Genomic DNA, 14,117 nt, shown 5'->3' with positions numbered 1-14,117 from the left:
GCTGAAAGTTTCAATCTTAGCTGTGAGTAATTCTAAATAACTTTATTTGATACACTACTTTAGCTTTTACTTGATTTTAAAGAGAATTAATTCACTATGTTGGTGTCTAGTGTAATACATATTACGAGCTGAAATAACCATGAAACAAGATCTAAAAGCTGCTTTACTTACCGCCATTGTTTATCCTGGAGCGGGGCATTTTTCTTTAAAAAAACACCTTATAGGCGCTATTTTTGCGGGTGTATTCTCTGTTCTTTTAATTTTAACCTTTCAAGATATATTTGCGATTGCACAGTGTACTGCAAATGAAATTGTAAACGGAAAAATACCCATGTCGGTTACGGCCATTTTAAAAGCCGCGCAACAACCTTCTGACGCCTGCGCTCAACTCGCTGAATATAAGTATGTACCTTTAATGATTATAATTTGGGTGCTGAGTATGCTGGATGCATATCGTTTGGGCAGAAAAGCGCTGCCTACTAAAAAATAAGCCAGTTAATCAGAACTCGGTTTGGTTGGCTTATTAATATTTACTCTGATATTTAGCTATTATTGATGGCGGTAATAATTATTACCGCTTTTTCCATTTTTATACATATTTTTTGTAACCGAGATTTTTGCCTGCACCATGTAAACATCGTGTAAATGCCTGTATATACCCAGTAAAATCCTCAAACCTCGTTAAATTGCTCATTTGTTGATATTTAGTTAATTAAATTCCTTCTCCTTGTACCTTTTTATTCATTTAATGTTAATAAATAAATGATACTTTCTGCTCGCCAAATTAACTTTGTTTAGCTATTAAGTATTGGTTTTGTGTCAATTTATTACATCAAGCAATGACGACTGATAATTTCAATTTAAGGAAATACGATGAATAACAGTTCAAATAATCACAAAAGAAAGGATTTTAAAGTGGCGAGCTTATCGTTAGCTTTATTATTAGGATGCTCAGCAATGGCCAATGCCGCTGTTGAGAAGTTAACGGTGAGTGGGAACCAAGTTCTTGCGGGTGGAGAAAACACAAGCTTTGCAGGACCTAGCCTATTTTGGAGTAATACGGGGTGGGGCGCTGAAAAATTTTACACCGCAGAAACAGTAGCAAAGGCAAAAACTGAATTTAATGCAACATTAATTCGTGCAGCTATTGGCCATGGTACGAGTACCGGTGGTAGTTTGAACTTTGATTGGGAGGGCAATATGAGCCGTCTTGATACTGTTGTAAACGCAGCTATTAGCGAAGATATGTACGTTATTATTGATTTTCATAGCCATGAAGCACATACCGATCAAGCAACTGCAATTCGCTTTTTTGAAGACGTAGCTACCAAATATGGGCAGTACGACAATGTTATTTATGAAATTTATAATGAGCCGTTACAAATCTCGTGGGCTAACGATATTAAGCCTTACGCAGAAACAGTTATTGATAAAATTAGAGCAATCGACCCTGATAACTTAATTGTGGTTGGTACGCCTACGTGGTCACAAGATGTGGATGTGGCATCACAAAACCCAATTGATCGCGCCAATATTGCTTACACTCTGCATTTTTATGCTGGCACGCATGGCCAATCGTATCGAAATAAAGCACAAACTGCACTCGATAACGGCATTGCACTATTCGCCACAGAGTGGGGTACAGTTAATGCTGATGGCAATGGTGGTGTTAATATTAATGAAACCGATGCATGGATGGCATTTTTTAAAACAAACAATATTAGCCACGCTAACTGGGCTTTAAACGATAAAAACGAAGGTGCATCGTTATTTACTCCAGGCGGTAGTTGGAATTCACTAACCGCGTCAGGCACTAAAGTTAAAGAGATCATTAAAGGTTGGGGTGGTAGTACGATTGCTTTAGACTCTGATGGCGATGGTATCAGTGATAGTAACGATCAGTGCGATAATACTCCCGCAGGTACAACGGTTGATAGTATTGGTTGTGCAGTAACTGACAGCGATGCCGATGGTATAAGCGATAATGTTGATCAATGTCCTAATACACCAGTAGGTGAAGCTGTTAATAATGTAGGTTGCGTTGTTGAAGTAGTTGAACCACAAAGCGATGCGGATAACGATGGAGTGAATGATGATATTGATCAGTGCCCAGATACACCTGCAGGTACTAGTGTTGATACAAACGGATGCAGTGTTGTAAGTTCAACAGATTGTAATGGTATTAATGCATACCCTAATTGGGTGAACAAAGATTACTCAGGTGGTCCGTTTACTCACAATAACACCGACGATAAAATGCAATATCAAGGCAATGCATACAGCGCAAATTGGTATACAAATAGCCTTCCAGGAAGTGATGCTTCGTGGACGCTTCTTTATAGTTGTAATTAAGCACGTTTTATAAAATATGCGAAGAAGGTAAATAATACATTTACCTTCTTTTTAAAAGTATTAGCCTTTATAAACACTTTGATGCTGGTTAACTATGTTATAACTTGGGGAGTTTATGTTATCTATATAACGCCAATCGGTTGTGATTTGCTCTTTAGTAATCGTCAGTAACATATATCCACGGTGTGATAAGTCACAATAGTTTAAGTCGTTTATTAGCAATGAAAGCGAGTCTGCCATTTGTTTTGCTTGTGCCGTATTAAGCGCTAAATAATGCTCCATACCTGGGGATGTAACACCTGGTGTTGCAAACTCTACTCCTACGCTTTCGCCTTTTGCATTTTTTAATGTGCCATGCCACGCATTGTGCGTATCACCTGCAACCACAACTAACTTTTTATTTAATGCAGTAACGCTTTTGTATAATGCTTCGCGCTCGCTTGGGTAACCATCCCACGCATCTAAATTGTAAGGCATTAAAGTATTTACGCGTGCGAGTTGCGCGGGTGTTACCGCTTTATTTGCTAACACGGCTTTTTTAATGGCAACAAGCTCTTTTAACACCTGGGGTATTTTGGTGCGATCGGATTGCGAGAATATTTCAGTAGGTAGCCACATTTTAGTCATCAATACTTGCTGGCCTAATATTTGCCACTTTGCATTCGATTTAGTTATTGCACTCGTAAGCCAGTTAAGTTGTGTGTTACCTAGTAACTGCCTTTTTGGATTATTTAAATCACTGGCAAAGCGAGCAACATCCATTTGTTTGGTCTCTAGGTTTTTATAGTCGCTGTAAGCGAGTTGTTTATCGCGTGCTATTACGCGAGTATCTAGCATGTGTAAGCTTATTAAATTACCAAAATCGAAGGTGCGGTATATTTGCGGGCTTTGTTCGCCCATTGGCGGCCTAATTGGCAGCCATTCGTAATAGGCTTGAATAGCTGCTGCACGGCGCTTAAAAAAGTCACCTTCATCAGGGGTATGATTTTCAGCACCACTTTTATAGGTATCGTTGGTAACTTCGTGATCATCCCATATTGCAATAAAAGGCGCTGCAGCGTGAAGAGCTTGAAGGCCTTGGTCTGTTCTGTAAATAGCATAGCGCTTACGATAGTCGCTAAGGGTAATAATTTCACTACTGTTATCGGCTGCTAATTGGCGGCCAATTTTTTCAGCATTTTCGGTAGCGTATCCGCCCATTGGGTATTCGTAAATGTAATCTCCCAAATGCAGTACCACATCTAAATCTTTTTGTTTAGCGGCATCGGTGTAGGCATTAAAGTACCCAGCAGGATAGTTTGAGCACGACACAACAGCCATTTTTACTTGTTCAATGTTATTTATTGGTAGTGTTTTAGCACGGCCAATTGGGCTTTGTGTATTTAAACCCATAAACCGATAAAAGTACTCTGTGTTTGGAGCAAGTTCTTGCACATCTATTTTTATTGTAAAGTCTCTGCTTTTATCTGTTTGTTCGCGCCCGCTGCGGATGATGTTTTTAAATTGAGAGTCACTTGCCAGTTCCCAAGCAGCAGTAACTTCAAAATTTGATTGAGAAGTAGTTGCACGTGTCCAAATTATTAAAGCATTACTGAGCGGATCGCCACTGGCTACACCGTGTTTAAATTCAATAGCCGATAGTGGTTTGTTTGTTAATGTTTGAGCACAACCTGTAATGGCACTCGATACTGCGACGGTAAATATGCTTGCTGCTGAGGTTTTTAAGAAATTTCGACGTGATGAAAGGGTCATACTGCACTTTTTGAATTATTTATAGTGGTGTGCACTTTAGCGGGTAGATATGACGTTTTTATAAACGCTAAATGTATTTAGTGTGACGGTATTAATACATTTAAACCCTTTTATTTATTAACTAAAAAGTAGTCAAAAAATTAAATTAAATGGTTAAATTAACAAGGTATGAATTTTTTAAATTAAAGAGATGCATGTAAAATTGTTTAATTACAGTTGCTTACGATTTATTTTTATGTTGGCACAACCCTTGAGTATCTAACTACGTCTAAACAATACACAAACAAGGAATACCATTATGAAACATTCAATTAAAATCGCTATGGCAAGTTTATTAGTATTAGGTTCTGCGCAAGTACATGCAACAGAAGTGGACCTAGATGTAACTGATATATTAACTCAAAGTGTAGCAAGCTACGTAAAGCAAACCACAATCGAGCTTGAAAAATCACTAAAGGAAACGCTTTATTTTGATGCTAAAACTGTTTTAGAGGGTTTATTAGATGAGCCCGTTTTAACACATAGCACAACGCTTAAAAATACTGACACTAGTATAAAAAACGTAAAATAAATTATTTAAAGGATTAAAACGATGAGCAGTGAACTTGGATTATTTGCATTAATGTTAGCACCCGTAGTCAGTATGATTAGCGCTTATTACTCGGTTCAAGTGTTTAAAGCTATGGGAGGTTGGTTTAATCTTTAGCCAATTATATAGCTGGTAATTAATTCGATTCATACAAAGCTGATCGACTTAGCAAAAGCGCACGTAAATAAAGGCAGAGTGTTTGAAAGAAGTAGACTTTATGAAACGTGCGATTTTTCCATTACCCATTTTTATGTTACCTGAAGGCTATACGCGATTACGCATATTTGAGCCTCGCTATTTAAATATGGTTAAAACCGCATTAAAAAACAATACAGGGTTTGTGCTTTGTACATTTGAGCACGACACGCCATTTAATATAAGCGCGCAAGGTTGCCTTGTTGATATTATTGATTTTGACCAAGACGACAACGATGTATTATTAATCGATGTGTTTGCTTCTCAAAGCGTTCAAATAAATGACGTTTATCAAGACGAGGACGAACTGCGACATGGTTTGGTGTCTTCTTGCAATACGCCATATTGGTATAAGGATTCTAACAACTCAGTTGGCGAACATGACTTATTGCATGATGCGCTTTTAAACGTGTTTAAAAGTAATCCGGAACTTAATTTACTGTACAAAAAAACTCACTTTGACAAATTGCCTTGGATTGCAGCCCGTTGGCTTGAGCTCCTACCTATTTCTATTGAGAAAAAACAGCAACTTGCGTTTGAAACGAACTTTGATAACTTACTGAATTTCCTCCATACTGTGATTAATAACGAATTTGCCTAAATTTTATGATCCTAAATTAATTATTGCCCGTATTACTTAATACAAAAGCAATAACGGGATAAATTATTATGGTAAGTCAACAACAATCACCACGTTGTGAACCTAATACAGGTAAGTACACTGCCATGCCAGAAACGCCGAGTAAAGAACTCATGCAAGCGCTTATAGATGTTGCACAGTCACGCGATAAAAAAGCATTTTCCTATTTATTTGAATACTTTGCGCCAAAAATTAAACGCTTTGGAATTAAGCAATTTGGTGTTGAAGCTCAAGCAATGGAGCTTGTGCAAGAGACGTTAACATCTGTTTGGCGTAAAGCACATTTGTATCACAGTGATAAAGGTGCGGCTACTACGTGGGTTTATACCGTTATGCGTAACGCTTCATTCGATATGCTTCGTAAAATGAAAAGTAATAAAGAAGAAAACATAAGCGAAGATATTTGGCCGTTATTAAACGAATCACAAGATACACATCACGAATACAGTGATCATTTAGAAGATAAACAAATTAAACGTTATTTAGACAAATTACCTATTGCTCAACGCGAAGTGGTAAGAGGCGTTTATTTTCAAGACATGTCGCAAGAGCAACTTGCACATCAACTTAATATTCCAGTAGGCACGGTAAAATCACGATTACGTTTGGCCTTGCAAAAATTACGTAATGAAATGGGAGATCAGCATGATTAAACATCACCCGAGTGAAACTTTACTGACACAGTATTGCGATGCATCACTTGCTACATCATTGAGTTTAGCCGTTTCTATACATGTAGATATGTGCCCTGTGTGCCAAGCTAAAGTAGCTAAAATTGAGGCAAGTAATGCAAATGCATTATTTAGTGAAGAGCCTGCTAAATTTGAGAAACCTCAAGCTGAGCAACCTGAGTTACTTGAAGAATTTGAATTGAATGTGCTTGATATGATCATGTCTGATGATTCTATCGACGAAGTTTATGAAGTAGAGCCTGTTTCTATTAAAGTTAATGAGCATAACTATCAGCTTCCACGTGCGCTAACGCGTATTTCTCACAGTAAATTTACCCAAGTGGGTAAGCTTGCGAGATCTCGTATTGCACTTGATGATGGCCCATTACGTTCTAGCTTGTTACATATTGATGCTGGTGGTGAAATACCAGAACACACGCACACTGGCTTTGAAGTTACTTTACTCCTAGATGGCGAGTTTAGTGATGAAGAAGGAAAATATGTCCCAGGTGACTTTATATGGCAAGATGGTAGTCACCAACATACACCTTTAACAAAAGATGGTTGTTTGTGCTTTACAGTTGTCAGTAGTGCGCTACATTTTAATAAGGGCTTCAGCAAGTTACTAAATCCAATAGGTAATTTGATTTACTAAGAGAATTTATGCACACAGATATAATAAAAATAGGTATAAGCGCCTGCTTAGCAGGCGAAAAAGTTAGATTTGACACAGGTCATAAAAAGTCAAATTTCTGTATGGATGAGTTAGGTAAACACGTTGAATATACACGGTTTTGTCCGGAGGTAGCGGTAGGTTTACCAATACCTCGACCAACTATTCGCCAAGTTAAAGTGGGAGATACTATTAAAGTATGTCGCCCAGATGGTACTGGAGACGTAGGCCAACAACTTACCGAGTATGGTAAAAAAGTTGCAACAGAACAAGCTAAAGAGTTGAGCGGGTTTGTATTTTGCGCAAAAAGTCCAAGCTGCGGCATGGAGCGCATTAAAATATACAACGAAGCAGGCACGGGTAATACTTCTGAAGGCGTTGGTTTTTTTGCTGAGCAAATAATGAAGCACAACCCATTATTGCCATGTGAAGAAAACGGACGTTTAAATGACATGCACTTACGTGAAAACTTTGTAATGAGAATTTACGTATTTAAAAACTGGCAAAAATTAGTACAAGAGCCGCTTACGGTTCACAAGCTTACTCAATTTCATTCTCAGTATAAGTACTTGTTGATGGCTCATAATTACCAAGCTTATCGAGATTTGGGTAATCTGCTTGGAACGTTCGTAGGTGACAATATAAATGCAGTTGCGGATGAATATATTTTAGGTTTGATGACGGGTCTGAAAAAGCCAGCTTCTCGCAGAAATAATTGCAACACCCTAATGCATTTACAAGGCTACTTTAAAAACGATTTATCGAAGGTTGAAAAACAAGAACTTCGTGATGCGATAGACGAATACCGCGAAGGATTGGTGCCATTGTATGTACCACTTACCTTGTTAAAACATCATTTGAAAGTTCATCCGAATGAGTACCTTGAAAAACAAGTGTTTTTTAACCCATACCCTCACGATTTAAAACTACGATTTGGTATTTAATGGATACATTATTTTGGTTTAGGCGCGATTTGCGCCTTTTTTCTAATGAAGCGTTAATTCAAGCGCTAAATAATGGCGCTAAACACGCCATTTTTTTTGTGTCTGAAAAGCAGTGGCAACAACACCAAGCTGCGCCTATTCAGATTGACTTACTCAAGCGCCGAGTTACTTATCTTCAATCACAACTTGCTGATTACGGTATTACTTTACATATTATTGAAGCGCCTAGCTTTAGTGATTGTACGCGCGAGCTGATTAACTTTTGTAAAGCAAACGATGTAAAACACGTAATTGCTAATACAGAGTATGAGCTTAATGAAGTAAACCGCGATAAAGCAATTTTGCATGAATGCGATGAGCTTTCTATTACTTTTACTTTGTACGAAGGTGATTTAATTGCACCTGCAGGCTCTGTCAAAAATCAAAGTAATGAAATGTATAAAGTGTTTACTCCCTTTAAACGTGCATGGTTAAAGCAGTATCAAGATACACACTTTAGTTTGCCACAATGGCCTTTAACTTCTGAGCCAATAAAATTTGATGAAAGCGACTTACTAAAAAGTGATGGATGCTCAGATAAGTGGCCGGTTGACGACGAAACACTCTCTACCGTAGTTGATAATTTTATATGCGACAAACTTACAAGTTACGACGACCAGCGTGATATTCCCAGTGTAAAAGGCACATCGGGTTTAAGCCCGTATTTAGCACTAGGTATTGTAAGCACAAAGCAACTGCTTATTAATATTCAGCAGCGTTATCCTGATATTTTAACTACATCAAAAAGTAAAACGTTTACGTGGATTAACGAGCTTGTTTGGCGCGAATTTTACAGACATTTAATTGCTGAATTTCCGAAGCTTTCGCGCGGCGATAACTTCAACGAAAAGTATAATGCTGTAGTGTGGCGTAAAAGTGAAAGCGATTTTAAAGCATGGTGCGAAGGGCGTACAGGTTACCCATTAGTGGATGCAGCAATGCTACAACTTAAGCAAACCGGTTGGATGCATAATCGTTTACGAATGGTTGTTGCAAGCTTTTTAACTAAACATTTATTAATAGACTGGCGTAAAGGTGAACGCTTTTTCATGCAGCACTTAATTGATGGCGATTTAGCCTCAAATAATGGTGGTTGGCAGTGGGCTGCAAGTACGGGCTGTGATGCTCAGCCTTATTTTAGAGTTTTTAATCCTATCAGACAAAGCGAGCGCTTTGATCCAACGGGCAAGTTTATCCGTAAGTATTTGCCAGAGCTTGAAAACGTGCCAGATAAACACATTCATTTTCCACACACTTATTTAGCCGCAACAGGCAAAGATAAGGAATGTTACTGGCCAGCAATAGTTGATCATAAAGCGGCACGAGAACGTGCACTTGCTGCATTTAAGGTGTGATATGGATAACCAGTTACCAGTAGATAAATTTGTTGAAATATACCAACAGCTTAATAGTACTAATCTTGATTTATTGAGTGATATTTACTGTGACAACATACAGTTTATAGACCCGATGCATGAAATTAACGGCATTGTAGAATTGCGCAGGTACTTTGCTAACTTATACAGCAATGTTAAGCATTGCCAGTTTGATATTAGTGATTCGTTTAATAGCGGTAACAATGCTTTTATTTATTGGACTATGCATTATGCACATCCAAAGCTTTCATCAGGTAAAACTATCTCGGTAGCCGGTCATAGTAAGCTTATTTTTAAAGATGGCAAAATTATTAAGCACAGAGACTACTTTAATGTGGGCGAGTTGTTATACAAACACATTCCTTTACTTGGTAGCGTTATAAAGCTAATTGATAAAAGGGCAGGTTAATTATGATCACACTTATAACGGGTGCTACATCAGGTATTGGCGAGCAGCTAGCAATTAAATATGCACAGCTAGGAGACACTGTCATAGCTTGCGGCCGTAATAGTGATAAGCTCGCCGAGCTTGCTAAATACGACAATATCCAAGCATGTAAATTTGATGCAACTAACCTGCAAGATATAAAAGAGTCTACTATTGGCTTTCCTCAATTTGACCGTGTTATTTTAAACGCTGGTAATTGTGAATATATAGATGATGCGCGCAACTTTGATAGCGCGTTGTTTGAGCGTGTAATAAACGTTAACTTACTTTCTATGGGGTATTGCCTTGAGGCGTTACTTCCTAAAATAAATCCAGGCGGCCAACTTGTTTTGGTCAGCTCAAGTGTTACTTACCTTGCGCTACCTCGTTCAGAAGCTTATGGCGCATCAAAAGCGGGTGTAAGTTACTTAGCAAAAAGCTTAGCGGTTGATTTAAATGATGTTGATGTGACTTTAGTTCATCCTGGGTTTGTAAAAACGCCACTTACTAATAAAAATGATTTTCCGATGCCTATGGCCGTTACGGCTGAAAAAGCAGCTGACTACATGATTAAGGGTATTCAAAAACGCCGCAAAGACGTTCATTTCCCTTATCGTTTTACACTTATATTAAAAGCTTTACGCATTTTACCACTGCCGATTTGGCTTAAAATCGCAAAAGGATTAGCCCGTTGAAAAAAATAGCAATAATAGGAACTGGTGTATCTGGTTTAACATGTGGGCATTTGCTTCACAAACATTACGATGTAACCGTATTTGAAAAAAATGATTACATAGGTGGCCACACAGCAACGGTTGATGTTGATGTGTGTGGCATCAAATACGCAATAGATACAGGCTTTATTGTATTTAATGACCGAACTTACCCATATTTTGAAAAGCTACTTTCGCGCATTGGTATTGATAAACAAACAACCCAGATGAGCTTTAGTGTGCATAACGAAGCCACTGGTTTTGAATACAATGGACATACGTTTACAAGCTTATTTGCACAGCGTCGTAATATTTTTAGACCTAAGTTTTGGCGATTATTGTACGACATTGTTAGGTTTAACAAACTGTGCAAAGCAATGCATGAAAAAGGTGATTACCAGTCTGATCAGTCATTAGGGCAATTGCTTAACGATAACCAGTTTAATGACTTTTTTAAATACCATTATATTCTTCCTATGGGCGCGGCTATTTGGTCTACCAGTATTAAAGAAATGGAAAACGTAGGCGTTGAGTTTTTTGTTAAGTTTTTCTTTAATCACGGGCTTTTAGATGTAACCAATAGACCACAGTGGTATGTAGTACCAGGAGGCTCTCGTCAGTACATTAAGCCGCTGATCAGAGGTTTTGCCGACAAAATTAACCTCAATACAAATATTAAATCAGTTACGCGTCAAAATGATGAAGTAACAATAGAGTTTGCCAATGGTGAGCAAAGTAAATTTGATAAAGTAATATTTGCTTGTCATTCAGATCAGGCGCTTGCACTACTGGGTGATGCTACTGAGCAAGAAAAGTCAGTATTGGGTGCAATAGCTTACACTGAGAACTCAGTGGTGCTGCACACCGATACAAACCTTTTACCAGATAGAAAAGCGGCATGGGCAAGCTGGAACTACCTACTTAACAACAACACTGATAAAGCCGCTGTTGTTACTTACCAAATGAATATTTTGCAAGGTATACAATCAGATACACAGTTTTGTGTAACGCTTAACCATCTTGAAGGAATAAGCCAAAGTAAAATTTTGCGCGAGTTTACTTATCACCACCCTGTATTTAACCAAGAGTCTATTGCAGCTCAAAAACTTAAACACAGTATTGACGGACACAACAATAGTTATTTTTGTGGCGCTTATTGGTACAATGGTTTTCATGAAGATGGCGTACACAGTGGTGTAGATGTAGCCAAGCAACTTGGGGTCGAATTTGACTAGTGCAGTGTATTTAGGCGATGTTAAACATCGCCGTTTTGCTGTTAAAGAACATCGCTTTAGTTACCCTTTATATATGATGTGGGTAGATTTAAATAATCCTCAACAACTAAATGGTGTGCATAAACACATAGGTACGTCAGGCTTAAAGGCGTTAAAGTTTAATGAAGCTGATTATCTTAAAGGCACCTCACAGCTTGCTAAACGTCCTCTTATTGAGCGTGCACACGAACAACTTGCCAATTTAGGTATTACTGAAACCTTTACTCATATTTACATGCTTGGGCAACTTCGTTGTTTTGGTGTATATTTTAGTCCTGTTAATTTTTACTTTTTTGGTCATAATGACATCCGTTTTAAATACATGATTGCTGAAGTAAGTAATACACCATGGAACGAACGTCATTATTATTTAGTACCTTTAGAAAAAAAAGTGAACTTTAAAAAGGTTTTTTCCGTATCACCTTTTATGAATCTAGATATGAACTATCATTGGCATGTTAAGCAATCGCCTGATAAAACATTGATACACATTGAAAATAAGCGAAATGAAGAGCTATTATTTGATGCTACACTTCGCTTAAAGCGTAAAGAACTTACTAAAGAAGAAGTTAATAAGTTATTTAAACGTTTTCCGGCCATGACATGGTCTATTTTCAAAGGTATTTATTATCAAGCGTTAAAGTTGTTTATAAAACGAGTTCCTTTTTTAGGTCACTCAGGCAAGCCATAAAGCACGTAGATAGTCAGGACAATTAATAGGTATTTCAATGGATAAAGTGTCGAGCTTAAATTGCGAACAAAGCACAAACTGGTTAACTAACATATATAAAAAATTAGTGACTAAAGCCTTTTCGTCAATTGAAACAGGCCAAGTTATTTTAGTAGATGCAAACGAGCGTACAGTTTTTGGTGACCCATCCTCAGCGCTAAAAGCAACGATTATAGTAAACGATAAAGCTATGTATAAGGCATTTGCATTATCTGGGAGCGTTGGCGCTGGTGAAGCGTATATTTTGGGGCATTGGTCTTGTGACAACTTAACCTCTTTCATTGAGATATTTGCTATAAATGAGAAGCAACTTGATGAGTTTGAGAAGAAATTCGCATTTTTTAGTAATATTGCACACCGGTTTAATCACATAAAAAATAAAAATTCTGAATCGGGCTCTAAGAAAAACATCGTTGCTCATTACGACTTAGGTAATGATTTGTACGAATCATTTTTGAGTAAAGAAATGCTTTATTCAAGTGCTGTATATCCTACAAAAGAAGCGACACTTGAAGAGGCTCAACAATACAAGCTTAAACGCATTTGTGAGCAAGTTGAGCTTCAAAAAAATGATTCAGTAATTGAAATTGGTACAGGGTGGGGGGCTTTTGCTATATATGCAGCCACACATTACGATTGCCATGTAACAACAACAACCATATCTGATGAGCAACATGATTATGTCGCTAATAAAATTTCAGAGCTTGGTCTTGAAAGTAAAATTACATTACTTAAGCTTGATTACAGGCAATTGAAAGGAAAGTACGACAAGCTTGTTTCTATCGAAATGATAGAAGCGGTGGGCCATGAGTACTTACCTAGCTTTTTTACCCAATGTGGTGAATTGTTAAAAGATGACGGTGCCATGCTCATACAAGCTATAACTATTGGCGATCAGCGTTATAAGCATTACTTAAAAAACTCTGATTTTATTCAGCAGTATATTTTTCCAGGCGGGTGTTTGCCATCACTTAATGAAATGAGTGAGCAGATTAAAAATAATACCGACATGGTAATTCATACTGTTAATGATATTGGTGCACACTACGCAAGAACATTAGCAGACTGGCGAAGCCGTTTTATAAAAAGTTGGCCTGATTTGGACCGCTCAAAATTTGATGAACGTTTTTATCGTTTATGGTTGTTTTATTTTGCTTATTGCGAAGGCGCGTTTAGAGCTAGAGCAACAAGTACGGTGCATTTAATGGCGCGTAAACCACGTTTTGTTAGCGATAACGATGATATTGCGCTCGGTTACTAATTTTGTTTTATTTCAAGCAGTGTGGTTTTTATCCTTGCTGCTTGAAGTTGATTCGCTACTTTTTAGCGGATTGATTATTGTTTTAATGTTTTGGTTGTCAAAACAAAAAAAACAAGACACCTTACTTCTTATTAAAGCCCTACCTTTAGCACTATTATTAGAATTTATAGCAGTAAAGTTAGGCTTGTTAGAATTTAAAGTTTATCCCTTCCCTCTATGGCTCGTCTTTTTATGGGCTGCGTTATTACTTTCTTTAAATACTTCTATGGTTTTTTTGAGTAAATTAAAGCTTTGGCAGGCCTTTTTAGTATGCATGGCTTTTGCGCCAGCAAGTTATTGGGCTGGAGCACGCTTTGAAGTAATAAGTTTAGGTTTACCTTTATGGCAGTTTTGGCTCGTTTACGGTGCGCTTTGGTCTACAGTGTTTACTGTTATTCTTTTTATAAACCAAAAAATCAAGTTATTCATAAATCGCTGATCG

The 14,117-nt window shown here is 37.6% G+C and carries 15 protein-coding genes; 14 read left to right on the top strand and 1 reads right to left on the bottom strand.

Going from position 1 to position 14,117, the window contains the following annotated elements; all coding sequences use genetic code 11:
• Nucleotides 1-139: 139 nt before the first annotated feature.
• Together H5116_RS15805 and H5116_RS15800 are read left to right on the top strand one after the other, a co-directional pair.
• Nucleotides 140-490, top strand: a complete 351-nt coding sequence (locus H5116_RS15805) for a hypothetical protein (protein WP_182692446.1) — start codon at nt 140-142, stop codon at nt 488-490.
• 383 nt (nt 491-873) lie between these two features.
• Entirely contained in the window at nt 874-2,352 is a 1,479-nt protein-coding gene (locus H5116_RS15800) for a cellulase family glycosylhydrolase (RefSeq protein ID WP_182716589.1), read from the top strand.
• A gap of 60 nt (nt 2,353-2,412) precedes the next feature.
• On the opposite strand, the gene H5116_RS15795 is transcribed toward H5116_RS15800, so the two are convergent.
• On the bottom strand, nt 2,413-4,104 hold the full coding sequence (locus H5116_RS15795) for an alkaline phosphatase (protein ID WP_182712423.1): 1,692 nt from the start codon (nt 4,102-4,104) through the stop codon (nt 2,413-2,415).
• Nucleotides 4,105-4,402: 298 nt separating this feature from the next.
• Here H5116_RS15795 and H5116_RS15790 point away from each other — a divergent pair, with 298 nt between their 5' ends.
• The 12 genes from H5116_RS15790 to H5116_RS15735 all read left to right on the top strand — a co-directional run bounded on the left by H5116_RS15790 (nt 4,403) and on the right by H5116_RS15735 (nt 14,114).
• The gene (locus tag H5116_RS15790; protein ID WP_024596914.1) at nt 4,403-4,675 is read left to right on the top strand and encodes a hypothetical protein; all 273 of its coding nucleotides are present in this window, start codon (nt 4,403-4,405) and stop codon (nt 4,673-4,675) included.
• A 235-nt stretch (nt 4,676-4,910) separates the two neighbouring features.
• Entirely contained in the window at nt 4,911-5,489 is a 579-nt protein-coding gene (locus H5116_RS15785; protein ID WP_024596915.1) for an LON peptidase substrate-binding domain-containing protein, read from the top strand.
• A 68-nt stretch (nt 5,490-5,557) separates the two neighbouring features.
• Entirely contained in the window at nt 5,558-6,181 is a 624-nt protein-coding gene (locus tag H5116_RS15780; protein ID WP_002962457.1) for a sigma-70 family RNA polymerase sigma factor, read from the top strand.
• Nucleotides 6,174-6,854 (top strand): ChrR family anti-sigma-E factor, encoded by a 681-nt coding sequence (locus H5116_RS15775; protein WP_182716588.1) that lies wholly within the window; start codon nt 6,174-6,176, stop codon nt 6,852-6,854. Before H5116_RS15780 ends, H5116_RS15775 begins: the two co-directional genes overlap by 8 nt.
• Nucleotides 6,855-6,862: 8 nt before the next feature.
• Nucleotides 6,863-7,816 (top strand): DUF523 and DUF1722 domain-containing protein, encoded by a 954-nt coding sequence (locus H5116_RS15770; RefSeq protein WP_024606012.1) that lies wholly within the window; start codon nt 6,863-6,865, stop codon nt 7,814-7,816.
• Nucleotides 7,816-9,210, top strand: coding sequence for a deoxyribodipyrimidine photo-lyase (phrB, locus tag H5116_RS15765; protein ID WP_182692601.1), 1,395 nt, complete (start codon nt 7,816-7,818; stop codon nt 9,208-9,210). The genes H5116_RS15770 and phrB overlap by 1 nt, the downstream gene beginning before the upstream one ends.
• Before the next feature lies 1 nt (nt 9,211).
• A complete protein-coding gene (locus tag H5116_RS15760; RefSeq protein WP_182716587.1) occupies nt 9,212-9,640 on the top strand; it encodes a nuclear transport factor 2 family protein in 429 nt (142 codons plus the stop codon).
• A 2-nt stretch (nt 9,641-9,642) separates the two neighbouring features.
• Entirely contained in the window at nt 9,643-10,353 is a 711-nt protein-coding gene (locus H5116_RS15755; RefSeq protein WP_182692603.1) for an SDR family NAD(P)-dependent oxidoreductase, read from the top strand.
• Nucleotides 10,350-11,606, top strand: coding sequence for an NAD(P)/FAD-dependent oxidoreductase (locus H5116_RS15750; RefSeq protein ID WP_002962467.1), 1,257 nt, complete (start codon nt 10,350-10,352; stop codon nt 11,604-11,606). The genes H5116_RS15755 and H5116_RS15750 overlap by 4 nt, the downstream gene beginning before the upstream one ends.
• Complete coding sequence (locus H5116_RS15745; RefSeq protein ID WP_024596922.1) at nt 11,599-12,336, top strand: DUF1365 domain-containing protein; 738 nt, start codon at nt 11,599-11,601, stop codon at nt 12,334-12,336. The genes H5116_RS15750 and H5116_RS15745 overlap by 8 nt, the downstream gene beginning before the upstream one ends.
• A gap of 37 nt (nt 12,337-12,373) precedes the next feature.
• Nucleotides 12,374-13,636 (top strand): cyclopropane-fatty-acyl-phospholipid synthase family protein, encoded by a 1,263-nt coding sequence (locus H5116_RS15740; protein WP_024596923.1) that lies wholly within the window; start codon nt 12,374-12,376, stop codon nt 13,634-13,636.
• Nucleotides 13,614-14,114, top strand: a complete 501-nt coding sequence (locus tag H5116_RS15735; RefSeq protein WP_182716586.1) for a DUF2878 domain-containing protein — start codon at nt 13,614-13,616, stop codon at nt 14,112-14,114. The genes H5116_RS15740 and H5116_RS15735 overlap by 23 nt, the downstream gene beginning before the upstream one ends.
• The last annotated feature ends 3 nt before the right edge of the window (nt 14,115-14,117 follow it).

The organism is Pseudoalteromonas sp. SG45-2 (genome assembly GCF_014164115.1).
Classification (GTDB): Bacteria; Pseudomonadota; Gammaproteobacteria; order Enterobacterales; family Alteromonadaceae; genus Pseudoalteromonas; species Pseudoalteromonas distincta.
The sequence above is the reverse complement of the archived record's forward strand: the minus strand, read 5'-3'. Positions and strand labels throughout refer to the sequence as shown.